23 protein-coding genes are annotated in these 21,035 nt (G+C 62.1%); 12 read left to right on the top strand and 11 right to left on the bottom strand.

The features are described 5' to 3' along the window. The first annotated feature begins 88 nt into the window (after positions 1-88). Positions 89-1,018 (top strand): LysR family transcriptional regulator, encoded by a 930-nt coding sequence (locus tag NGJ21_RS25075; RefSeq protein ID WP_115275514.1) that lies wholly within the window; start codon positions 89-91, stop codon positions 1,016-1,018. On the opposite strand, the gene NGJ21_RS25070 is transcribed toward NGJ21_RS25075, so the two are convergent. Then, positions 1,015-1,962, bottom strand: a complete 948-nt coding sequence (locus NGJ21_RS25070) for a MerR family transcriptional regulator (protein ID WP_115274411.1) — start codon at positions 1,960-1,962, stop codon at positions 1,015-1,017. The two genes, NGJ21_RS25075 and NGJ21_RS25070, sit on opposite strands and share 4 nt — an antisense overlap. Positions 1,963-2,058: 96 nt before the next feature. Here NGJ21_RS25070 and NGJ21_RS25065 point away from each other — a divergent pair, with 96 nt between their 5' ends. From NGJ21_RS25065 to NGJ21_RS25035, 7 genes are all read left to right on the top strand, one after another. After that, positions 2,059-2,505, top strand: a complete 447-nt coding sequence (locus tag NGJ21_RS25065) for a PAS domain S-box protein (RefSeq protein WP_046785752.1) — start codon at positions 2,059-2,061, stop codon at positions 2,503-2,505. A 100-nt stretch (positions 2,506-2,605) separates the two neighbouring features. Further along, positions 2,606-3,028 carry a nuclear transport factor 2 family protein gene (locus NGJ21_RS25060; RefSeq protein WP_115274410.1) on the top strand — a complete coding sequence of 141 codons (423 nt, stop codon included), beginning with the start codon at positions 2,606-2,608 and terminating at the stop codon, positions 3,026-3,028. Next, complete coding sequence (locus NGJ21_RS25055; protein WP_046785750.1) at positions 3,025-3,777, top strand: SDR family NAD(P)-dependent oxidoreductase; 753 nt, start codon at positions 3,025-3,027, stop codon at positions 3,775-3,777. Before NGJ21_RS25060 ends, NGJ21_RS25055 begins: the two co-directional genes overlap by 4 nt. Positions 3,778-3,784: 7 nt before the next feature. Then, on the top strand, positions 3,785-5,032 hold the full coding sequence (locus NGJ21_RS25050; protein ID WP_251962839.1) for an NAD(P)/FAD-dependent oxidoreductase: 1,248 nt from the start codon (positions 3,785-3,787) through the stop codon (positions 5,030-5,032). After that, positions 5,029-5,841 carry a DUF1365 domain-containing protein gene (locus NGJ21_RS25045; protein WP_115274408.1) on the top strand — a complete coding sequence of 271 codons (813 nt, stop codon included), beginning with the start codon at positions 5,029-5,031 and terminating at the stop codon, positions 5,839-5,841. Before NGJ21_RS25050 ends, NGJ21_RS25045 begins: the two co-directional genes overlap by 4 nt. Then, positions 5,816-7,075 carry an SAM-dependent methyltransferase gene (locus tag NGJ21_RS25040; RefSeq protein ID WP_251962838.1) on the top strand — a complete coding sequence of 420 codons (1,260 nt, stop codon included), beginning with the start codon at positions 5,816-5,818 and terminating at the stop codon, positions 7,073-7,075. The genes NGJ21_RS25045 and NGJ21_RS25040 overlap by 26 nt, the downstream gene beginning before the upstream one ends. Positions 7,076-7,077: 2 nt before the next feature. Further along, the gene (locus NGJ21_RS25035; RefSeq protein WP_174142495.1) at positions 7,078-7,566 is read left to right on the top strand and encodes a DUF2878 domain-containing protein; all 489 of its coding nucleotides are present in this window, start codon (positions 7,078-7,080) and stop codon (positions 7,564-7,566) included. Position 7,567: 1 nt separating this feature from the next. Here the strand turns inward: NGJ21_RS25035 and NGJ21_RS25030 are convergent, their stop codons facing one another. Together NGJ21_RS25030 and NGJ21_RS25025 are read right to left on the bottom strand one after the other, a co-directional pair. Next, positions 7,568-8,104, bottom strand: coding sequence for a DUF3833 domain-containing protein (locus NGJ21_RS25030; protein ID WP_174142496.1), 537 nt, complete (start codon positions 8,102-8,104; stop codon positions 7,568-7,570). A gap of 2 nt (positions 8,105-8,106) precedes the next feature. Beyond that, positions 8,107-8,661 (bottom strand): chalcone isomerase family protein, encoded by a 555-nt coding sequence (locus NGJ21_RS25025; protein ID WP_251962837.1) that lies wholly within the window; start codon positions 8,659-8,661, stop codon positions 8,107-8,109. A gap of 263 nt (positions 8,662-8,924) precedes the next feature. Between NGJ21_RS25025 and NGJ21_RS25020 the strand changes: the two genes are divergently transcribed. Continuing rightward, positions 8,925-10,223, top strand: coding sequence for an MFS transporter (locus NGJ21_RS25020; RefSeq protein WP_046785743.1), 1,299 nt, complete (start codon positions 8,925-8,927; stop codon positions 10,221-10,223). 68 nt (positions 10,224-10,291) lie between these two features. On the opposite strand, the gene NGJ21_RS25015 is transcribed toward NGJ21_RS25020, so the two are convergent. Together NGJ21_RS25015 and NGJ21_RS25010 are read right to left on the bottom strand one after the other, a co-directional pair. Further along, entirely contained in the window at positions 10,292-11,044 is a 753-nt protein-coding gene (locus NGJ21_RS25015; RefSeq protein WP_012315026.1) for a TerC family protein, read from the bottom strand. A 25-nt stretch (positions 11,045-11,069) separates the two neighbouring features. Then, complete coding sequence (locus NGJ21_RS25010) at positions 11,070-11,309, bottom strand: hypothetical protein (protein WP_012315027.1); 240 nt, start codon at positions 11,307-11,309, stop codon at positions 11,070-11,072. 134 nt (positions 11,310-11,443) lie between these two features. Here NGJ21_RS25010 and nhaR point away from each other — a divergent pair, with 134 nt between their 5' ends. The 3 genes from nhaR to NGJ21_RS24995 all read left to right on the top strand — a co-directional run bounded on the left by nhaR (position 11,444) and on the right by NGJ21_RS24995 (position 14,500). After that, positions 11,444-12,337: a transcriptional activator NhaR gene (gene nhaR / locus NGJ21_RS25005; RefSeq protein ID WP_251962836.1), complete on the top strand. Its 894-nt coding sequence runs from the start codon at positions 11,444-11,446 to the stop codon at positions 12,335-12,337. 78 nt (positions 12,338-12,415) lie between these two features. Beyond that, on the top strand, positions 12,416-13,627 hold the full coding sequence (gene sstT / locus NGJ21_RS25000) for a serine/threonine transporter SstT (protein ID WP_251962835.1): 1,212 nt from the start codon (positions 12,416-12,418) through the stop codon (positions 13,625-13,627). A 225-nt stretch (positions 13,628-13,852) separates the two neighbouring features. Next, a complete protein-coding gene (locus tag NGJ21_RS24995; RefSeq protein ID WP_251962834.1) occupies positions 13,853-14,500 on the top strand; it encodes a YceH family protein in 648 nt (215 codons plus the stop codon). 5 nt (positions 14,501-14,505) lie between these two features. Here the strand turns inward: NGJ21_RS24995 and NGJ21_RS24990 are convergent, their stop codons facing one another. The 6 genes from NGJ21_RS24990 to NGJ21_RS24965 all read right to left on the bottom strand — a co-directional run bounded on the left by NGJ21_RS24990 (position 14,506) and on the right by NGJ21_RS24965 (position 20,974). Continuing rightward, positions 14,506-14,694 (bottom strand): hypothetical protein, encoded by a 189-nt coding sequence (locus NGJ21_RS24990; protein ID WP_046785739.1) that lies wholly within the window; start codon positions 14,692-14,694, stop codon positions 14,506-14,508. Between the two features lie 55 nt (positions 14,695-14,749). Then, positions 14,750-16,312 (bottom strand): alkyl hydroperoxide reductase subunit F, encoded by a 1,563-nt coding sequence (gene ahpF, locus NGJ21_RS24985; RefSeq protein ID WP_251962833.1) that lies wholly within the window; start codon positions 16,310-16,312, stop codon positions 14,750-14,752. Between the two features lie 124 nt (positions 16,313-16,436). Further along, positions 16,437-17,000, bottom strand: a complete 564-nt coding sequence (gene ahpC / locus NGJ21_RS24980; RefSeq protein ID WP_012315033.1) for an alkyl hydroperoxide reductase subunit C — start codon at positions 16,998-17,000, stop codon at positions 16,437-16,439. Between the two features lie 270 nt (positions 17,001-17,270). Continuing rightward, positions 17,271-18,626, bottom strand: a complete 1,356-nt coding sequence (gene gorA, locus NGJ21_RS24975; RefSeq protein WP_115274402.1) for a glutathione-disulfide reductase — start codon at positions 18,624-18,626, stop codon at positions 17,271-17,273. A 98-nt stretch (positions 18,627-18,724) separates the two neighbouring features. Further along, the gene (gene galU, locus NGJ21_RS24970) at positions 18,725-19,564 is read right to left on the bottom strand and encodes a UTP--glucose-1-phosphate uridylyltransferase GalU (protein ID WP_012315035.1); all 840 of its coding nucleotides are present in this window, start codon (positions 19,562-19,564) and stop codon (positions 18,725-18,727) included. A gap of 48 nt (positions 19,565-19,612) precedes the next feature. After that, the gene (locus NGJ21_RS24965; protein WP_251962832.1) at positions 19,613-20,974 is read right to left on the bottom strand and encodes a UDP-glucose dehydrogenase family protein; all 1,362 of its coding nucleotides are present in this window, start codon (positions 20,972-20,974) and stop codon (positions 19,613-19,615) included. Positions 20,975-21,035: the final 61 nt, after the last annotated feature.

Below are 21,035 nucleotides of genomic sequence, written 5' to 3'. Positions count from 1 at the left end.
GAGCAGGAGGTTATACTGGAATAAAATTATCATCTTGGGTATTTAAGCAAGGATACTTAAGAAATTTATTCAACAGTTGGAGGCGCCATTGCTCAGTGAACAACGCTTGAAGGGCATTGCGGTTTTCATTTGCGTGGCAGAGGCCGGAAGCTTCACTGCTGCGGCCGAACGCATGAGCCTGACCACCTCCGCAGTCAGCAAAAGCGTGGCGCGGCTGGAGCAGCGCCTGAACATGAAGCTCTTCGCACGCACCACACGGCGCCTGGCACTGACCGATACGGGGGCCAATTACTACCAGACCTGCAAGCAGATCCTGGCCAGCCTGGAAGAGGCCGAAATGCAAATGCACAGTGCCCAGACCGAGCCCTGCGGCCGGGTGCGCATTGACCTGCCGGCGTCATACGGCAAACTGCGGGTACTACCGCTACTCATCGAGTTCATTGCCGAGCATGAACTGCTGATGCCACACATCACGCTCACGGACCGCTTCGTCGATCCCATCGAGCATGACATCGACATCCTGGTGCGCATTGGCGGGCCGCAGACCTGGCCCCAGGGTGTAGAACGGCGGCTGATTGGCATCCAGCAGCACATCTTTTGCGCAGCACCGGGTTATCTGCAACGACGGGGCGTGCCTGAAACGGAGCGGGACCTTCATGAGCACGGGTGCGTGCTTTACGGCAGGACCGACGGCGGTGTGTATCCGCTGCACTTCCCGGGCGCTCATGCCAGTGACAGCGAGCAGCGGGTGGTCTCGGGCCGTATTGCAATCGGCAACGCAGAAGGCCAGCTTGCCATGGTGCTGGCCGGGCTGGGGGTGGCCCAATTGCCCTCCTGGCTGGTGCAGGAACATCTTGACGCTGGCACGCTGGTCCAGATCCTGCCTGAGCTGAGCACCATCGGTCTGCCTATCAACGTTGCATGGCTGAAAAGTCGGCAGTCGCTTCCTAAAGTAGCCGCATTGGTCGATGTGATCTGCGCCAGGCTGAGCCAGCAAGCAGCAGCCAAAGCCGGCTAGAGGGGCTGCTCAGCGCTTTGCTCCCCTTCTGCAGGCTGGGTGGTCGAGAGCTCCAGCGCCCCCCTGAGCAAGGCATTGAGCATCGCGCCTGCCTCGCCTCCCCGCCCCTCCAACAGCCTCAGCGGAATTCCCTTCAGTGCAGTGGCCGACTCGGCCAGGCCATCACCCAGCAGCGCCAATGGGCAGGCGATATCCATCTGCAAGGCGCGCAGACGATCTGCCAGGCCACTGCTCACTGGGGGCTGCACCAGAACCACCAGCGCGGCAGGCGCAATGGCTGCACACAGCAGTGGCAACTCCTCAAGTGGTTGTTCGCTGCTCAGCACGTCGATACGCTGCTGCTCACCGCTCAGCAGCAAGCCGTGGCACAGCAGTTCAAGCTCAGCACTGCCCCCGGTACCGGCCAACAGCACGCGCGGGGCGTTGGCCTGGTTCAACTGCAGGCGCAACAGCAACCGGGCGCGCAGAAAGGCATCGAGAAACAGCCACTGGCTACGCTGGCCGTAAGAGCTGCCCGACTGTAATGTGCGCCACACAGGCATCAGTACGTCGAGCAACACCGTGGTTTTGGGGAACAGGGTGAACAGCTGCCCGTGAATACCCTCGAGCGCCTGGCCATCGAATGTCTGGGTTGCACGTAGCACGGCAGCACGCCACGCGGCAAAGCCATCAGCAGCCGGTTCAACCGTTTGCTCGTATGCGTCTCGCCGTCTGGCCAGCATTTCGCTGACTTTGCTGATCGGCAGGCCACTGGCGGTCCAGCGCAGTATGTCGCGGATGTGCTGGACATCCTGTGCGGTGTACAGGCGATGGCCGCCCTCGGTGCGCTGCGGGCGGATCAGGCCATGACGACGCTCCCAGGCACGCAAGGTCACCGGGTTGACCCCGGTCAGGCTGACAACGTCACGCATTGGCAACAGGTCGGTGAAGGTCGCTTCGTTCATTGCGGCGGGTCATCAGGACGGTTACACATACTAAACCTATAGCTGCATGCAGGCTAAGCTGCGCATAAGCATACGCAACCACTTCGAGGAGGCCCCATGATCGACGCAAAACTCCTGCAATTGATGGTCGAGGCGTCCAACGACGGCATCGTCATTGCCGAGCAGGAAGGAAACGACAGCATCCTCATCTACGTCAACCCCGCCTTCGAGCGCCTGACCGGCTACGCGGCCGATGACATCCTCTATCAGGATTGCCGCTTCCTGCAGGGCCAGGACCATGACCAGGAAGCGCTGGATGCCATTCGCCAGGCCATCCTGGACGGGCGCCCGTGCTGCCAGGTGCTGCGCAATTACCGCAAGGACGGCAGCCTGTTCTGGAATGAACTGTCGATTTCGCCGATACGAAACGAGGCCGATCAGTTGACGTATTACATTGGCATACAGCGTGATGTCACGGCCCAGGTGTTCGCCGAGGAGAGAGTACGAGAGCTGGAAGCGGAGGTCGCCCAATTGCGGCGACAACTGGATGACAGGGACAGCTGACACCCCCGCGCAAAACTGTACAAAATTATGACCCTGTATAGCTTTATGCAGCGGGATCGACTATACCTGTACAAGAAACCATTTTTGTACAGGGCCGCGCATGTCCAGCTACCTGCAAACCTTCGCCGAACGCTTTGCCAGCCTCGATGCGGACAACCTCGACCGCCTGGGTGACTTGTACAGCGAGGATGTCACCTTCCGCGACCCTCTGCACAAGATCGACGGGCTGAGCGACCTGCGTGCCTACTTCGCTGAGCTCTACGCCAACACCCAGGAGGTGCGTTACACCTTCGAGGGTACCGACGAGGTCCAACCGGGCCACGGTTACATTCGCTGGACCCTGCATTTTCGCCACCCACGCCTGGCCAACGGGCGCCTGATCAGCCTGCAGGGTTGCAGCCACCTTCGCTGGCACGAACGCGTGCACTTTCATCAAGACTACTTCGACGCCGGTGCACTGCTTTACGAGCATGTGCCAGTAGTAGGCAGCGCTGTGCGTTGGCTCAAGGGGCGGCTGGCATGAGCCGCTGCTGGCTGACCGGTGCCAGCAGCGGCATCGGCGCCGCGCTGGCGCAACAGCTGCTGGAACAGGGCCATCAGGTTGCGCTGGGTGGCCGGCAGGCCGAAAACCTGGCGCCGCTGACCGCGCAGTTTCCACAGCAGACGTTGCTGGCCATCGGCGATATCAGTGACCCTCGGCAGGTCGCTGATGTTGCCGCGCACATCGAACGCAGCTGGGGCGCGCTCGACCTGGTGATTCTCAATGCAGGCACCTGTGAATACCTGGAGCCGGGCCATTTCGACCCAGAGCTGGTCGAGCGCGTGGTGCGCACCAACCTGATCGGCGTCAGTCACTGCCTGCACGCTGCCCTGCCCTTGCTGCGCCGTGGCCAACGCCCGCACCTAGTGGTGATCGGCAGCTCGGTGTCCTGGCTGGCGCTGCCCCGTGCCGGGGCCTACGGTGCCTCCAAAGCGGCCGTGCGCTACCTGATCGAGTCGCTGCGCATCGATCTGGTCAACGAGGGCATCGATGTCACGCTAATCAGCCCTGGCTTTGTCGATACGCCATTGACCCGCCGCAATGACTTCCCCATGCCCCAGATCTGGAGTGCAGAACGCGCCGCCAGGCACATTGCCGTGCGTTTGCCCAAGCGCCCGCTAGAAATCAACTTCCCCGGCGTATTCACTCTGGTACTGCGCCTGCTGGGCGCAATGCCGGTGCGCTGGCGACTGAAGCTAGGCCAGCGCCTGGCACGCAAGCAACAGGACTGAAACAGACATGCGCATCGCAATCATCGGCAGCGGTATTGCCGGCCTCACCTGTGCCTATCTGCTCTCTCGGCGGCATGAAGTCACTGTGTTCGAGGCCGCCGACTGGGTCGGTGGCCACACCCATACCGTCGATGTCCAATGGGGTGGCCGGCAGTACGCAGTGGATACCGGTTTTATCGTATTCAACGACTGGACCTACCCGCACTTCATCCGCCTGCTCGACCAGCTCAAGATTGCCTCCAGGCCCACCGAAATGAGCTTTTCGGTGCATGACCCGCGTAACGGTTTCGAATACAACGGCCATGACCTCAACACGCTGTTCGCCCAGCGTAGCAACCTGTTATCGCCAGGCTTCTGGGGCATGCTGCGCGATATCCTGCGCTTCAACCGCAAGGTCCTTGCCGACCTGGACAGCCAGCGTATCGACGAAGCCACCACCCTGGGTGGCTACCTGCAGACGCAGGGCTATGGCCAGCGCTTCATCGACCACTACATCGTGCCGATGGGCTCGGCTATCTGGTCGATGTCACGCGCCGACATGCTCGGTTTTCCGCTGCAGTTCTTCGTGCGCTTTTGCCGTAACCACGGCCTTCTCTCGGTGAGCAACCGCCCGCAATGGCGGGTGATCGAGGGTGGTTCACGCAGTTACCTGGCGCCGTTGTGCAAGCCATTCGCCGAGCGCATCCGCCTCAACTGCCCGGTTGACCGTGTCAGCCGTGACGAAGGCGGCGTGACCGTGTTCAGCGCGGCCGGCAGCGAGCGCTTCGATAATGTGGTGTTCGCCTGCCACAGCGACCAGGCTTTGGCCTTGCTGGAGGCGCCAAGTGCCGATGAGCGCGCAATACTCGGCGCCATCACCTACGCCAGCAACGACGTGGTGCTGCACACCGACACCCGCCTGCTGCCAACCCGGCGCAAAGCCTGGGCCAGTTGGAACTACCGCCTCGGCGGCCCGCAGCAGGCACCGGCCGCGCTGACCTACGCGATGAACATCCTGCAAGGTATCGAAGCGCCGGTGACCTTCTGCGTGAGCCTGAACCAGACCGCACTGGTGGACCCGACGCAGATCCTCGCCCGCTTCAACTACGCGCACCCGCAGTACAGCCTCGTCGCCCTCGCTGCCCAGGCCCGACAGGCTGAATTGCAGGGCCGACAGCACAGCTACTTCTGCGGCGCCTACTGGGCCAACGGCTTCCACGAGGACGGCGTGGTCAGCGCCTTGAAAGTGGCTGAGTTTTTTGGGGAAGGCTTGTGATCAGCAGCCTGTGCCACGGCTGGGTCAGCCATAGGCGCCTGACACCACGCCAGCATGCCTTCCGCTATCGGATCGGCATGTTCTACCTGGACCTGGACGAGCAACCCCGCCTGCTCAGCCTCAGCCGCTGGCTGGGGCGGTCGCGACTGGCGCCGCTGAGCTGGCGCGAAAGCGATTACCTGCCGGCGCTGACCCGCAATGGCATGCCATTGGCCCAGGCCGCTCGGCAATTGGTCGGCCAGGCCACCGGGCAAACGCCTGAAGGCGCCGTGCACCTGCTAACCCAGCCGCGCTGCTGGGGCCTTTCGTTCAACCCGGTGAGTGTCTACTTCTGCCACGACCCCGCCGGCCAGTTGCAGGCGATCCTGCTGGAGGTGCGCAACACGCCATGGCGCCAGCGCTTTCACTACGTGTTGCCGGTGCAAGACGGCCTGTCTACCGGGTTTTGCGTGGCCAAGGCGTTCCATGTGTCGCCGTTCATGCCCCTGGACATGGAGTACCGCCTGCGTTTTCTGCTCGATGCGCGACGCGTACACGTGCACATGGAGAACTGGCGCGAGGGGCAAAAGGTGTTCGATGCCGACCTCGCGCTGCAACGCGGGCCGCTGGATCGCGCCGCTCTGCACCGCCATATCCTGAGTTTCCCCTGGATGAGCCTGCGCACCGTAGCAGCCATCTACTGGCAGGCCTTGCAGCTGCTGCTCAAGCGCACGCCCATCCACGACCATAGCGCCAGCCTGGGTAACCTGAGCCTGGGCCAAGCCGCCTCCAAGGAGTTAGATGATGACCGAGCCCACCCTGAGCGTTAGCAAGTCCACCGGCCTGACACCGCTGCTTGGCAACCTGGCCAGGACGGCCGTGCTGGCCCAGTTGCGCCGCTTGGCCCGCGGCAGTTTACGGGTGATCTGCAACGATCGTCAGTGGACCTTCGGTGAAGCCGGCAGTGCTCTGCACGCCCAGGTCGAAATCGTTGACGAGGCCGCCTGGAGCCTGGTCGCCAGTAACGGCTCGATCGGCGCCGGGGAAGGCTATATCCATGGCTACTGGCGCACCCCCGACCTGGCCGCAGTCACCCGTGTGTTCGTCGCCAACCTTGAGGTGCTCGATGCCATGGAGGGCGGGCTGGCACGCTTGGCACGCCCGGCCCTGCACCTGCTGCACCGGCTCAACCGCAATAGCCGACGCGGTTCACGGCGCAACATCCTGGCCCATTACGACCTGGGCAACGCCTTGTTCGAACGCCTGCTCGACCCAACCATGATGTACTCGGCGGCGCAGTTCGAGAGCACCGAGCAAACCCTGGAGCAGGCACAACTGAACAAGCTTGAACGCATCTGCCAGAAGCTCGAACTCAAACCCCATGAACACCTGCTGGAAATCGGCACCGGCTGGGGCAGCCTGGCCATCCATGCTGCCACCCGGTATGGCTGCCGCGTCACCACCACGACGCTGTCCGAGGCGCAGTACGCCCACACCCTGCAACGGGTGCAAGCGCTGGGCCTGACGCAACGCATCACGGTGCTGCGCGAGGACTACCGCGACCTGAGCGGGCGCTTCGACAAGCTGGTTTCGATCGAGATGATCGAAGCCGTCGGCCACCGTTACCTGCCCACTTACTTCCGCCAGTGTGCCGCACTGCTCAAGGAGGATGGCCTGATGCTGCTGCAGGCCATCACCATTCGCGATCAACGTTACGCCCAGGCGCGGCGCTCGGTGGATTTCATCCAGCGCTACATATTCCCAGGCGGTGCGCTGCCATCACTGAGCGTGCTGCTGGACACCGCCAGCCGCAAGACTGGGTTGAACCTGGTGCATATGGAGGACTTTGGCCAGGACTATGCCCGCACCTTGCGCCATTGGCGCGATAACCTGCGCCAGGCGCGCACGGCACTCAAGGAACTGGGTTACGACGAAACCTTCCAGCGCCTGTGGGAGTTCTACCTGTGTTACTGCCAGGGCGGCTTCGAGGAACGTGCCATTGGCGTGGCGCAACTGCTGTGGGCCGCGCCGCAAGCCCGTCGGGCGCCTTTGCCAGGTGCCTGAACATGTCACGTACCTGGCTTATCGCCAATGCAGTGTGGTTGCAGGCTGGCTGGTGGGTGTGTGTACTCGGCGCCCACACGCCCTGGCTGCTTGCCCTGGTGCCGATAGGCGTGGCGCTGCACCTGGGTTATTGCCATGAGCGGCGCGCAGAGCTGCGTGCGCTGCTGGCGATAGGGCTTGCAGGTTGTCTGCTGGACAGCCTGCTGGGGGCACTGGGGGTATTTGCTTTTGCCCAATGGCCGCTGCCCGGCTGGCTGGCCCTGATGTGGCTGGTGCTGGCAAGCGGGTTGCGCCACAGCCTGGCCTGGGCTACCCGCCCGCTGTGGCTAGGAGGGCTGCTTGGACTGTTCGGTGGGCCGTTGGCCTACCTGGCGGGGGCGCGGCTGGCCGGGGTGGAACTACCAATGGGTCCCCTGCCTACCGCCCTGCTGCTGGCACCGATCTGGGCGGTGGCATTTCCGTTGATGCTACGGCTCGCGAGAGCGGCCTGAGTCACTGCGAGGCCTTTGGCAGGCGGCGGAAAAACAGGGTGATCTGCCCGACCTCCACACCCAGTTTGCGCATGCTCGAACGGTTGATCAGGGTGTCCTCATCCATCAGGTACATCCAGTCATCGATGTCCATTTCCCAATGCCGGCCGTCGACCGGCAGGTCCAGGCGGTAGCGCCAGTGCAGGGCGTTGCCCGCCACCTCGCCGCGGGCTTCGCCGATCACATCGCCCGCACGACCACGCCAGCGCCCGGGGCCGTCCGGGGTCAGGGTCCAGATGCGCCGCTGGCGCGTACCGTCGCTGTACACGAAGTGCTCGTCAAGAATCAGCCGGTCACCTTCGCGGCGGCTGTCGATGCGCACATCGAAGCGTTTGACCACTTCCCCCGAGCGATTCTGGAACATGCCCCAGGCCTGCACCGGCACGGAGAAGAACGTGACCAGGTCCAGCGCCGGCTTTTCACCGGCGTAATGGTCGACCTCGACATTGCCGCAACTGCCCAGCAGCAGGCAGCCGACCAATAGCAACACTCTTCGCATATTCAATCTCCTTGATCATTACCGGCCAGGCCGAGCAGGCGCTGGCGCAATTCGGGGTCCCGGGCCCGCGGGTCCAGCCAGATGGCAAAAAATGCCCTGGCAAATGCCGGGTCGGCAATTTCGCGACGCAGTTGACCATCGACATAGAACCGGGAGCCCTGCCCCGGCAGGTACACCCCGGTGATGCGCATGCCCGGGCGCACATCGACGAACGCCTCGTTCATCGCTTGCTCCCAACGCTCAAGCGTGGCCTCGGGCAAAGGGCGGTCGCTCAGACGACGCATTTCATCCAGACTGGCCTGCACCAGCGCCTCGCGTGACAACCTCCGGTGGTAGAGAAGGTCCAGGGCAAAAGGCTCACTCCAGCCCTGCGGCGAGCCTGCGCTCCACAAATGGGCGGTGTAGACACGCAGGCCAAACCAGGTGAACTCACCGCTGCCGACGCTGCGCGCCTCGGGCACCGCTGGCCGCCAGTCCGCCACGGCGGGTGGCATGACGGCAAGCGCAACGGCAAGCACGAACAGGTTGAGGGCTGTGACAGTGCTTCGCATGGCCATACTCTGGAGACCGGAATACTCAAATATTGTACAAGTATATTTTCATGTACAACTTTATGTAGAGATATCGAGTCTTTCACGCAAAATAATGACGGACGGCAATCGTTCGGTTATCGAACGGTAGCGCGTTTTCTGGCATTGACGGTCCTTGCTTCACTGCTCACCATGCCACGGCCTTGCGGGTGCTCACTGCCTTGAGCCAAACCCGCGGGCCAGAAGCATCCAGCAGCTCATTACAATTTCAAGAAACAGGTACATCGGCCATGCCTCCTATTCCCCATGCTTCCATGGGCAGCAAGATTCGCGACGCCTTTGCTGTCGGCAAGACGCGCTGGGGCATGCTCGCCCTGGTGTTCTTCGCCACCACACTGAACTACATCGACCGCGCCGCCCTCGGCATCATGCAGCCCATGCTGGCCAAGGACATGAGCTGGACGGCGATGGACTACGCCAACATCAACTTCTGGTTCCAGGTGGGTTACGCCATCGGCTTCCTGTTGCAGGGCCGGTTGATCGACAAAATCGGCGTAAAACGTGCATTTTTCATGGCGGTACTGCTCTGGAGCCTGGCCACCGGAGCCCATGGCCTGGCGACATCGGCCGCAGGCTTCATGGTCTGCCGCTTCATCCTCGGCCTGACCGAAGCCGCCAATTATCCGGCTTGTGTGAAGACCACACGACTGTGGTTCCCCGCGGGTGAAAGGGCCATTGCCACCGGGCTGTTCAACGCCGGCACCAACGTTGGCGCGATGATCACCCCGGCGCTGCTGCCAGTGATCCTGGCGGCCTGGGGCTGGCAGGCCGCCTTTATCGCCATGGGTTGCCTGGGCCTGGTCTGGGTGGTGTTCTGGGGCTTGAAATACTTCAACCCTGAAGAGCACCCGACTGTGCGCCAGAGCGAACTGGAGTACATCCAGCGCGAAGCCGAGCCTGAGGCGGTACGTGTGCCCTTCAGCCGCATCCTGCGCATGCGCGGCACCTGGGCCTTCGCCGTGGCATTCGCGATCACCGCACCGGTGTTCTGGTTCTACCTGTACTGGCTGCCACCTTTTCTCAACCAGCAGTACAACCTGGGCATCAGCGTGACCCAGATGGGCATCCCGCTGATCCTGATCTGGCTCACGGCCGACTTCGGCAGCATTGGCGGCGGCATCCTTTCGTCCTGGCTGATAGGCCGTGGCGTACGCGCCATACGGGCACGCCTGATATCGATGCTGATCTTCGCCTGCACCATGATCAGCGTGACCTTCGCCGCCAACGCCAGTGGCCTGTGGGTAGCGGTGCTTGCCATTGCCGTGGCGGTCGGCGCGCACCAGGCCTGGACGGCGAACATATGGAGCCTGCTGATGGATTACACGCCCAAGCACCTGATAAGCACGGTGTTCGGCTTTGGCAGCATGTGCGCGGCCATTGGCGGCATGTTCATGACGCAGATCGTCGGCACCGTGCTGACGGTTACCAATAACAACTACGCAGTGCTGTTCACCATGATCCCGGCGATGTATTTCATTGCACTGGTGTGGTTGTACTTCATGGCGCCGCGCAAGGTCGAAGCGCAGTAAGCGTCAGTTGCCCCCTTCCTGGAAGGGGGCCCGCCGGCGAATGGGGCGCAAAGCGCCCCCGCCATGAATCAGCCTTCGGTCGCTTCGCGCTTCATCCGTGCCCGGCGGGCCAGGATGTTGAGCACTTCGATCGCCGTAGAGAAGGCCATCGCTGCATACACATAACCTTTTGGCACATGGGCACCGAAACCTTCGGCGATCAGGGTCATGCCGATCATGATCAGGAAGCCCAGGGCCAACATGACCACGGTCGGGTTGTCGTTGATGAAGTTCGCCAACGGGTCAGCGGCCACCATCATGACGATCACGGCAGTGATCACGGCAATGATCATGATCGGCAGGTGCTCGGTCATGCCCACAGCGGTGATGATGCTGTCAACCGAGAACACGATGTCCAGCAGCAGGATCTGGAAGATCGCGGCCGCGAAGCCCAGGGTAACCGTGGAGGACACCTTGGCTTCTTCCTTGGCGCCGTGCGGGTCGACGTTTTCGTGGATTTCCTTGGTCGCTTTCCACAGCAGGAACAGGCCACCGGCAATCAGGATCACGTCCTTCCAGGAGAAGGCATTACCGAACACTTCGAATACCGGGTCGGTCAGCTGAACGATCCACGCCACCGTGCTGAGCAGCGCCAAACGCATGATCAAGGCCATGCTGATACCGATACGGCGTGCCTTGGAACGGTATTCGACCGGTAATTTGTTGGTCAGGATCGAGATGAAGATCAGGTTATCGATGCCCAGTACGACTTCCATGGCCACCAGTGTGGCAAGGGCTACCCAGGCGGTGGGGCTTGCGGCGAGTTCCAGCAAATATTCCATTTTTCAGTCCTGCAACGTTTCTGGGTCAGATGTCCTGGGTTTTATCTTGCTGGTCGGCGTCCTTGGGCTTCTGCCCTTCGGTGCCGATAGCGTCGCTCAGCGCCTGCTGCGCCGCTTCGTTGGTGTCATCGATGGCCTGCTTGGCCGATTTGGCGGCCTGGTCGAGCATCTGCTGGGCAGATTTCTCGGCCTGGTCGCAGCCTGCCAGGCTCATCAGTGCCAAGGCTAGCACCAAGGGTGTGCCAATGGATTTGAATTGCAGCATGGGGTCCTCGCTTGTCGATATCCCGACGGCGCGCAATGCGCCTGATGGCGTCGAATTCTAAAGATGCCGATACATCAGGAAAATTCGTATTTTCAGCGGTTATACTTCGGTTTTTACGAATCGGGAACGCGGTGATGCTCAACTATCGACAGCTTCACTATTTCTGGGCCGTGGCCAAGACCGGCAGCATCGCCCGCGCCAGTGAGCAACTGAACCTGACCCCGCAGACCATCAGCGGTCAGATCAGCCTGTTCGAGCAGACCTACGGCCTGGAGCTGTTCCAACGGGTCGGGCGGCAGCTGGAGCTGACCGAAACCGGTCGCCAGACCTTGGTCTACGCCGAGCAGATGTTCCAGATCGGCGGTGAACTGGAGGCCATGCTGCGCGCCGGCCCGCAGGAACAGATCCTGTTTCGCGTGGGGGTTGCCGACGTGGTGCCCAAATCGATCGTCTATCGCCTGCTCGCGCCCACCATGGAGCTGGACGATGTGCTGCGCATCAACTGCCGTGAGGACAAACTCGAACGCCTGCTGGCAGACCTGGCGATCCAGCGCCTGGACCTGGTGATATCCGACAGCCCGATGCCCAACCACCTGGATATCAAGGGTTACAGCCAGAAGCTCGGGGAATGCGGCTTGAGCTTCTTTGCTACAAAAGCCTTGGCCCAACGCCACGCTGGCGTCTTTCCTGGCTGCCTGCACGATGCACCATTGCTGATCCCGGGCCAGGAAACGGTAGTGCGCAGCCGGCTGCTGCGCTGGCTTGGCGAGCAGCAGGTGCAACCGCGGGTAATCGGCGAATTCGACGACAGCGCCTTGATGCAGGCATTCGGCCAGTCGGGCAGCGGTATCTTCGTGGCTCCCAGTGTGATTGCCGAGGAAGTGTGCCGCCAGTACGGGGTGGAGCTGATCGGGCAGACCGAGGCGGTGCACGAGTCGTTCTATGCTATTTCGGTTGAACGCAAGGTCAAGCACCCCGGGATCGTGGCCATTACCGAGGGGGCGCGTCGGGAGCTGTTCCATTGGTGAGCGTAAACAGGCCGGGACGACCCTACCAAGGTCTATGGTAAAGTCACGCCCTTTCAAGATACCGAGATAGCGCAGCACATGTCCCCCCTCCTTCGCGTCCTCAACCGCACCAGCCTGGTGACCCAGATCGTCATCGGCCTGATCGCCGGTATTGTCCTGGCCTTGCTTGCGCCAGCCATCGCCCTCGACCTGGGCTTTCTCGGCAAGGTGTTCGTCAGCGCCCTGAAAGCAGTCGCGCCGGTGCTGGTGTTCATTCTGGTCATGGCCTCGATCGCCAACCATCGCCATGGCCAGGAAACCCACATCCGCCCGATTCTCTGGCTGTACCTGCTGGGCACCTTCTCGGCTGCGGTGGTGGCCGTTGTCGCCAGCATGCTGTTCCCTTCGCAACTTGCCCTGAGCGCCAGCGATGTGACCCTGAGCGCGCCTGGCGGCATTGGTGAAGTGCTGCAAAACCTGGTGCTGAGCGCCGTCGACAACCCGATCAACGCCCTGCTCAACGCCAATTTCATTGGTGTGCTGACCTGGGCCATTGGTTTGGGCGTGGCGCTGCGCCATGCCGGTGAAACCACCCGAACCGTGGTCGAGGACCTGTCCAATGGCGTAACCCTGATCGTGCGGTTAGTCATCCGCTTCGCCCCGCTGGGCATTTTCGGCCTGGTCAGTTCGACACTCGCCCAGTCTGGCCTCGATGCCCTGCTTGGCTACCTGCACCTGCTGGGGGTGCTGATCGGCTGCATGCTGTTCGTGGCGCTGGTGATGAACCCGCTGATCGTGTTCTGCAAGATCCGCCGCAACCCATACCCATTGACGCTGCTGTGCCTGCGCGAAAGTGGTATCACGGCCTTCTTCACCCGCAGCTCGGCGGCCAACATTCCGGTCAACCTGGCACTGTCCGAGCGCCTGGGCCTGCATGAGGACACCTACTCGGTGTCGATCCCGCTGGGTGCGACCATCAACATGGCGGGCGCGGCCATCACAATCACCGTGCTGACCCTGGCAGCGGTGCATACGCTGGGCATCCCGGTCGACCTGCCTACCGCGGTGCTGCTGAGCATGGTGGCGGCGGTCTGCGCCTGTGGTGCGTCGGGCGTGGCTGGCGGTTCGTTGCTGCTGATCCCGCTGGCATGCAGCCTGTTCGGCATTCCCAGCGAGATTGCCATGCAGGTGGTTGCTGTTGGCTTCATCATTGGCGTGCTGCAGGATTCGGCAGAGACTGCGCTGAATTCTTCGACCGATGTGCTGTTCACGGCAGCGGCCTGCCAAGCGCAAGAGCGCCGTAGCGCTTGAGATAGCCAGGGCCGCGTAGCGGCCCATTCGCCGGCAAGCCGGCTCCCACAATAGGGATGGCGTCAAGGTTTGAAATCAAGCAACACTGCAGCCCCACAGGCTCTGCACATGCCTTGAGTTCAGGGCCAGTCTGTGGGGGCCGGCTTGCCGGCGATGGGGCAGTGATTGCTTAACCCAGGCGCTTTACCTACGCTAGTGGCCTTTTCCTCGCAATGAGACTTGGCCATGTCAGAAAATCAAACCGCAGACGAAGGCCGCTTCAGCAGTATCGAGATCCGCATTCTCGGCGCGCTGATCGAAAAACAGGCCACCAGCCCTGAAAGTTACCCACTGACCCTCAATGCCCTGGTGCTGGCCTGCAACCAGAAGACCAGCCGTGAGCCGGTGATGAACCTGTCCCAGGGCCAGGTCGGCCAGGCGCTGCGTGCCCTGGAAAGCCAGGGCATGACCCGGCTGCAGATGGGCAGCCGCGCTGACCGTTGGGAGCAACGGGTGGACAAGGCACTGGAGCTGGTACCGGCCCAGCTGATACTGATGGGCCTGATGTTCCTGCGTGGGCCGCAAACCCTCAACGAGCTGCTGACCCGCAGCAACCGCTTGCACGACTTCGATGACACCGAACAGATCCAGCACCAGCTGGAGCGCCTGATCTCGCGTGGTTTGGCACTGCATCTGCCACGCCAGGCCGGGCAGCGCGAAGACCGCTACACCCATGCACTGGGGGATCCGGCAGAAATCGAGGCGATTCTTGCCGCTCGCCAGCAGGAAGGTGGGGCGCGCAACAGTGGCGGCAATGTGTCGGAAGAAAGGATCGAAGCCCTGGAGGCCCGGATTGCCGCGCTGGAGGCGCGCCTGGCCGAGCTTGAAGGCTAAGCCACTCAGTGTTCCGGTTCAGGGAAGTTGCGGCAGCTTTTGCGCTCGGCCATTTCCCGCTCACTGGGGCGCTGGTCGACGAACACGGTACGGCCGTCTGCGTAGATTTCCAGGTAACCCCAGTGCAGGTCCTGCTCCTGCTGCCCGGGCTGGGGTGGCACTAACCACCAGGGTTCGCGGCTGATCAGGGTCATGGCTTGAATTTCCGAGGGTGTCTGCAGTAAGCATAGACACCCCCGGTTTTCAGGATTACGCCGGCGCCGAGGTACGGATCAGGTGATCGAAGGCCGCCAGCGATGCCTTGGCACCCTCACCCACCGCAATGACGATCTGCTTGTACGGCACGGTGGTCACATCACCGGCTGCGAACACGCCCGGGATGCTGGTCGCACCTCTGGCATCGACGATGATCTCGCCGCGCGGCGACAGCTCGATCGTCCCCTTGAGCCAGTCGGTGTTAGGCAACAGGCCGATCTGCACGAAGATACCTTCCAGCGCCAGGTCATGCTGCTCGTCGGTGGTACGGTCCTTGTAGCGCAGGCCGGTTACCTTCTCGCCATTGCCCACCACTTCGGTGGTCTGCGCGCTGGTGATCACCTTGACGTTCGGCAAGCTGTGCAACTTGCGCTGCAGCACGGCATCGGCACGCAGCTGGCTGTCGAATTCGATCAACGTCACCTGCGCGACGATGCCGGCCAGGTCAATGGCTGCTTCCACGCCGGAGTTGCCGCCACCGATCACCGCCACACGCTTGCCCTTGAACAGCGGGCCATCGCAGTGCGGGCAGTAAGCCACGCCACGGGCACGGTATTCCTGCTCACCCGGCACGTTCATTTCGCGCCAGCGGGCGCCGGTGGCGAGGATCACAGTCTTGGCTTTGAGCGAGGCACCGCCGGCAAGGCGTACTTCGTGCAGGCCGCCGTCGGTGGCAGGAATCAGTGCTTCACCGCGCTGCAGGTTCATGATGTCGACGTCGTACTGCTTGACGTGCTCTTCCAGTGCAGTTGCCAGTTTCGGCCCCTCGGTTTCCTGCACCGAGATGAAGTTCTCGATGGCCATGGTATCGAGCACCTGGCCGCCGAAACGCTCGGCAGCGACACCGGTACGGATGCCTTTGCGTGCTGCGTAGATGGCAGCCGCGGCACCGGCGGGGCCGCCGCCGACCACCAGCACGTCAAAGGCGTCCTTGGCATTGATCTTCTCGGCCTGGCGGGCGCCGGCGTTGGTGTCGATCTTGCCGAGGATTTCCTCAAGGCCCATGCGCCCCTGGCCGAACACTTCGCCGTTCAGGTAGATGCTGGGCACGGCCATGATCTTGCGCGACTCGACTTCGTCCTGGAACAGCGCACCGTCGATGGCCACGTGGCGTACGTTCGGGTTGAGCACCGCCATCAGGTTCAGCGCCTGGACCACGTCCGGGCAGTTCTGGCACGACAGCGAGAAATAGGTCTCGAAGGTGAACTCGCCTTCCAGGGCCTGGATCTGCTCGATCACTTCGGCGCTGGCCTTGGAGGGGTGGCCGCCGACTTGCAGCAGCGCCAGCACCAGGGAGGTGAATTCGTGGCCCATGGGGATGCCGGCAAAACGCAGGCTGATGTCAGCGCCCGGGCGGTTGAGCGAGAACGACGGGCGACGGGCGTCGGTACCGTCCGCGCTCAAGGTAATGAGGTTCGACAGGCTGGCAATTTCCACCAGCAGGTCGTGCAATTCGCGGGACTTCGCGCCGTCGTCGAGGGAAGCAACGATCTCGATCGGCTGGGTGACCCGCTCCAGGTAGGTTTTCAGTTGCGATTTAAGCGTGGCGTCCAACATACGGGCGATTCCTTTTTCAATCTTCGGATACAAAAACGCCCAGGCAATAGCGCCCGGGCGTTTGGCGGGGCAGTGAGTACTTCAGCTTTGGCGGCTGCTCACCGCCCACGACTGGCGCACGGTCTTAGATTTTGCCGACCAGGTCCAGGGATGGCGCGAGGGTAGCTTCGCCTTCTTTCCACTTGGCCGGGCAGACTTCACCTGGGTGAGCGGCGATGTACTGGGCAGCCTTGACCTTGCGCAGCAGCTCGCTGGCGTCGCGGCCTACACCACCGTCGTTGATTTCGACGATCTTGATCTGGCCTTCCGGGTTGATCACGAAAGTACCGCGGTCGGCCATACCGGCTTCTTCGATCAGCACGTCGAAGTTGCGCGAGATGACGTGGGTCGGGTCACCGATCAGCGGGTACTTGATCTTGCTGATGGTGTCGGAAGTGTCGTGCCAGGCTTTGTGGGTGAAGTGGGTGTCGGTGGACACACCGTAGATTTCCACGCCCAGCTTCTGGAACTCGGCGTAGTTGTCAGCAAGGTCACCCAGCTCGGTCGGGCAGACGAAAGTGAAGTCGGCCGGGTAGAAGAACACGACAGACCACTTGCCCTTCAGGTCGGCTTCGCTTACCTGAACGAATTCGCCGTTGTGGAAGGCGGTGGCGTTGAACGGTTTGACCTGGCTGTTGATGATAGGCATGAGAGACGCTCCTTCATGGGGTTGAAATCAGTTGACGGAGAGAATCCTAACCGCTGGTCGCCACGAAGGCTCATTGGCAAACCTCATGCTTGCGATTGGTTTTGGCTATAAGCGAGGTTTATTAATAGAAGGGATTGGGCTGAGCAAAGGATTGCGCAAGCATTTGAGGGGCCTATCACTGGCACGCCAGGACACACAGGTACGGCGCCGAGCTTGAGAGCTGGGCCGTACCTGTGAGAGCCGGCTTGCCGGCGATAGGGTCCGTGAGGTTTAGCGCGTAACGGTCCGCATGGTGACGAACTCTTCCGCCGCCGTCGGGTGCACGCCAATGGTCTCGTCGAACTGCTGCTTGGTAGCGCCAGCCTTCAGGGCAACACCCAACCCCTGAATGATCTCGCCGGCATCAGGGCCGACCATGTGGCAGCCCAGCACCTTGTCGGTCTCGGCGTCGACCACCAGCTTCATCAGGGTCTTTTCCTGGATGTCGGTGAGGGTCAGTTTCATGGCGCGGAAGCGGCTCTCGAAGACCTGCACCTTGTGCCCAGCTTCCAGCGCCTGCTCTTCAGTCAGGCCTACGGTACCGATCGGCGGCTGGCTGAACACCGCGGTGGGGATGTTCTGGTAATCCACCGGGCGGTACTGCTCGGGTTTGAACAGGCGCCGCGCCACGGCCATGCCTTCGGCCAGGGCGACCGGGGTGAGCTGCACGCGGCCAATCACATCGCCAATGGCCAGGATCGACGGGGCGGTGGTCTGGTACTGCTCGTCGACGCGAATATAACCGCGGGCATCCAGCTCCACACCGGTGTTTTCCAGGCCCAGATTGTCGAGCATCGGGCGTCGGCCGGTGGCGTAGAACACACAATCGGTGAGCAGCTCGCGGCCATCCTTGAGCGTGGCCTTCAGGCTGCCGTCCTCAAGCTGCTCGATGCGCTGGATATCGGCATTGAACTGCAAGTCCATGCCGCGTTTTTCCAGTTCTTCCTTCAAGTGGGTACGCACCGAGCCGTCGAAGCCGCGCAGGAACATCTCGCCGCGGTACAGCAACGTGGTGGCGGCGCCCAGGCCCTGGAAAATGCCGGCGAACTCGACCGCGATGTAGCCGCCCCCCACCACCAGCACCCGGCGTGGCAGTTCTTTGAGGTAGAACGCCTCGTTGGAGGTGATGGCCAGTTCTTTGCCCGGGATATCCGGCACCTGTGGCCAGCCCCCCGTAGCGATGAGGATGTGCCCGGCGCTGTAGCGCTGGCCCTGCACTTCCACTTCGTTGGCGCCGGTGATGCGCGCATGGCCTTCCAGCAAGGTCACGCCGCTGTTGACCAGCAGGTTGCGATAGATGCCGTTGAGGCGCTCGATTTCGCGGTTCTTGTTGGCGATCAGGGTACCCCAGTCGAAGTGGCCCTCTTCCAGGGACCAGCCGTAGCCGGCAGCCTGCTCCAGCTCATCGGCGACGTGGGCGCCATACACCAGCAGCTTCTTGGGCACACAACCGACGTTGACGCAGGTACCACCCAGGTAGCGGCTCTCGGCCACCGCCACTTTTGCACCAAAGCCCGCGGCGAAGCGTGCCGCTCGCACACCACCGGACCCGGCACCAATCACGAACAGATCAAAATCGTAGGCCATGTATTCAGTCTCCTTGGCTGGCGCTCAGCATACCGCCGTTGGCCGCCACAAACAAAAAAGCCACCCCGAAGGGTGGCTCGTCGACCTGCAGGGGCTTATCAGTAAGCCTTGCCGGTCTTGTAGTAGTTCTCGAAGCAGAAGTTGGTGGCGTCGATGTAGCCTTCGGCGCCGCCGCAGTCGAAACGCTGGCCCTTGAACTTGTAGGCGATCACGCAGCCGTTCTGTGCCTGCTGCATCAGTGCGTCGGTGATCTGGATCTCGCCGCCTTTGCCCGGTGGGGTGTTGCGGATGATATCGAAGATATCCGGGGTCAGGATGTAGCGGCCGATGATCGCCAGGTTCGACGGGGCGTCTTCCGGCGCTGGTTTTTCGACCATGTTGGTCACACGGAAGATGTCGTCGCGGATCATGTCGCCGGCAATCACGCCGTACTTGTTGGTTTCCTGCGGGTCGACTTCCTGAATGGCGATGATCGAGCAGCGGAACTGGTTGTACAGTTTGACCATCTGGGTCAGTACGCCGTCACCTTCCGGGTTTACGCACAGGTCGTCCGCCAGCACCACAGCAAACGGTTCGTCACCGATCAGCGGCTGGCCGGTCAGGATGGCGTGGCCCAGGCCTTTCATTTCGGTCTGGCGGGTGTAGGAGAACGAGCACTCGTTGAGCAGGCGGCGGATGCCGACCAGGTATTTTTCCTTGTCGGTGCCCTTGATCTGGTTTTCCAGCTCGTAGCTGATGTCGAAGTGGTCTTCCAGGGCGCGCTTGCCGCGGCCGGTGACGATGGAAATCTCGTTCAGGCCAGCGTCCAGGGCCTCTTCAACGCCATACTGGATCAGTGGCTTGTTGACCACTGGCAGCATTTCCTTGGGCATGGCTTTGGTAGCAGGCAGGAAGCGAGTGCCGTAACCGGCTGCCGGGAACAAGCATTTCTTGATCATAAACGTCCTTAAACAAAGGCAGAGCCTGTGGAATTCGGCGCAGTCTAATCAGGCGGCTGTCACCTTACAATGCCCCGCCTGCGGCCGACCGATGCCATGATAGAGATAACCCAGTGTAGATAGTTCCAAGGGATCGTAAATATTACGGCCATCAAATATCACCGGCATGCGCATCAACCCGCGCACACGGCTGAAATCCGGCTGGCGGAACTGCTTCCATTCAGTCACCAGGGCCAGTGCATCGGCACCATCCACGCAGGCGTAGGGGTCATCGGTCAGTTTCAGTTGGCCACTGGCCAGCGCCTGCGCATAGCGCTCGGCAACCCCGGCCAGCGCCACCGGATCGCAGGCCTGCACGCGCGTCCCTGCGGCCAGCAAGGCATCGAGCAGCACCAGGCTGGGGGCCTCGCGCAGGTCATCGGTGCCCGGTTTGAAAGCCAGCCCCCATACCGCCACGGTACGCCCGCGCATGAACCCACCGAAATGCTGCTGCAACGCAGTGAACAACAGGGTCTTCTGCTGATCGTTGCGGGCTTGTACTGCCCGCAGGATGGCAGGCTGATAACCTTGCTGCTCGGCGGTGCGGACCAACGCGCGAATATCCTTCGGGAAGCATGACCCCCCATAACCACAGCCGGCATAGATGAAGTGGCTGCCGATGCGCCGGTCGCTACCGATGCCGTGGCGCACCTGTTCGATGTCCACCCCCAAGTGTGCGCACAGCCCGGCCAATTCATTGATGAACGATATCTTGGTCGCCAGGAAGGCATTGGCTGCGTACTTGCTGAATTCGGCCGCACGCGGGGACATCACCAGGATACGTTCGCGATTGCGCACAAAAGGCGCGTAGAGGCGTTGCAAGGACTGCCGTGCTGCCTCGTTGTCCGTGCCGATGATGATGCGGTCCGGGCGCATGAAATCGTCGATGGCGCTGCCTTCCTTGAGAAACTCCGGGTTGCTCGCCACCTCGACGGTAAAACCGGCGCTGCGGTCGCGCAGGCCCTGCATCACGTGCCGGGCCACGCGCTCTGCGGTGCCCACCGGCACGGTCGACTTGTTGACCACCAGGCAACTGCGCGGCAAATGGCGGCCAAGGCTGTCGGCCACGGCCAGCACGTGCTGCAGGTCGGCCGAGCCATCTTCCTGGCTGGGCGTGCCGACAGCGATGAACACCACCTGCGCCTTGGCCAGCGACGGCTGCCACTGGTCGCTGAAGCTCAGCAGCCCTTGGCCGATCCCAGATTGCAACAGTGCCTGCAGCCCCGGTTCATGGATCGGACACTGGCCCTGACGCAGTTGTGCCAGGCGCTGCGGGTCGCGTTCCAGGCACACCACCCGGTTGCCCATCCCGGCGAAACAGGCTGCCGTCACCAACCCTACATACCCTGCCCCGATCACACAGAGGTCCATGGCCGCGCTCCTTGAGTGAGATAGCGGACATTGCTACCCCGCAGGGGTTGCAAAGCGGTGA

Origin of the sequence: Pseudomonas sp. Marseille-Q5299 (genome assembly GCF_943737035.1) — a bacterium.
Taxonomy (GTDB): Bacteria; Pseudomonadota; Gammaproteobacteria; order Pseudomonadales; family Pseudomonadaceae; genus Aquipseudomonas; species Aquipseudomonas putida_E.
The sequence above is the reverse complement of the archived record's forward strand: the minus strand, read 5'-3'. Positions and strand labels throughout refer to the sequence as shown.

Bases quoted from the DNA above. Each gene is read 5' to 3' on its own strand.
- NGJ21_RS25070 (WP_115274411.1), bottom strand. From the start codon at position 1,962: ATGAACGAAGCGACCTTCACCGACCTGTTGCCAATGCGTGACGTTGTC.
- NGJ21_RS25065 (WP_046785752.1), top strand. From the start codon at position 2,059: ATGATCGACGCAAAACTCCTGCAATTGATGGTCGAGGCGTCCAACGAC.
- NGJ21_RS25060 (WP_115274410.1), top strand. From the start codon at position 2,606: ATGTCCAGCTACCTGCAAACCTTCGCCGAACGCTTTGCCAGCCTCGAT.
- NGJ21_RS25055 (WP_046785750.1), top strand. From the start codon at position 3,025: ATGAGCCGCTGCTGGCTGACCGGTGCCAGCAGCGGCATCGGCGCCGCG.
- NGJ21_RS25050 (WP_251962839.1), top strand. From the start codon at position 3,785: ATGCGCATCGCAATCATCGGCAGCGGTATTGCCGGCCTCACCTGTGCC.
- NGJ21_RS25040 (WP_251962838.1), top strand. From the start codon at position 5,816: ATGACCGAGCCCACCCTGAGCGTTAGCAAGTCCACCGGCCTGACACCG.
- NGJ21_RS25035 (WP_174142495.1), top strand. From the start codon at position 7,078: ATGTCACGTACCTGGCTTATCGCCAATGCAGTGTGGTTGCAGGCTGGC.
- NGJ21_RS25030 (WP_174142496.1), bottom strand. From the start codon at position 8,104: ATGCGAAGAGTGTTGCTATTGGTCGGCTGCCTGCTGCTGGGCAGTTGC.
- NGJ21_RS25025 (WP_251962837.1), bottom strand. From the start codon at position 8,661: ATGGCCATGCGAAGCACTGTCACAGCCCTCAACCTGTTCGTGCTTGCC.
- NGJ21_RS25020 (WP_046785743.1), top strand. From the start codon at position 8,925: ATGCCTCCTATTCCCCATGCTTCCATGGGCAGCAAGATTCGCGACGCC.
- NGJ21_RS25015 (WP_012315026.1), bottom strand. From the start codon at position 11,044: ATGGAATATTTGCTGGAACTCGCCGCAAGCCCCACCGCCTGGGTAGCC.
- NGJ21_RS25010 (WP_012315027.1), bottom strand. From the start codon at position 11,309: ATGCTGCAATTCAAATCCATTGGCACACCCTTGGTGCTAGCCTTGGCA.
- nhaR (WP_251962836.1), top strand. From the start codon at position 11,444: ATGCTCAACTATCGACAGCTTCACTATTTCTGGGCCGTGGCCAAGACC.
- sstT (WP_251962835.1), top strand. From the start codon at position 12,416: ATGTCCCCCCTCCTTCGCGTCCTCAACCGCACCAGCCTGGTGACCCAG.
- NGJ21_RS24995 (WP_251962834.1), top strand. From the start codon at position 13,853: ATGTCAGAAAATCAAACCGCAGACGAAGGCCGCTTCAGCAGTATCGAG.
- NGJ21_RS24990 (WP_046785739.1), bottom strand. From the start codon at position 14,694: ATGACCCTGATCAGCCGCGAACCCTGGTGGTTAGTGCCACCCCAGCCC.
- ahpF (WP_251962833.1), bottom strand. From the start codon at position 16,312: ATGTTGGACGCCACGCTTAAATCGCAACTGAAAACCTACCTGGAGCGG.
- ahpC (WP_012315033.1), bottom strand. From the start codon at position 17,000: ATGCCTATCATCAACAGCCAGGTCAAACCGTTCAACGCCACCGCCTTC.
- gorA (WP_115274402.1), bottom strand. From the start codon at position 18,626: ATGGCCTACGATTTTGATCTGTTCGTGATTGGTGCCGGGTCCGGTGGT.
- galU (WP_012315035.1), bottom strand. From the start codon at position 19,564: ATGATCAAGAAATGCTTGTTCCCGGCAGCCGGTTACGGCACTCGCTTC.
- NGJ21_RS24965 (WP_251962832.1), bottom strand. From the start codon at position 20,974: ATGGACCTCTGTGTGATCGGGGCAGGGTATGTAGGGTTGGTGACGGCA.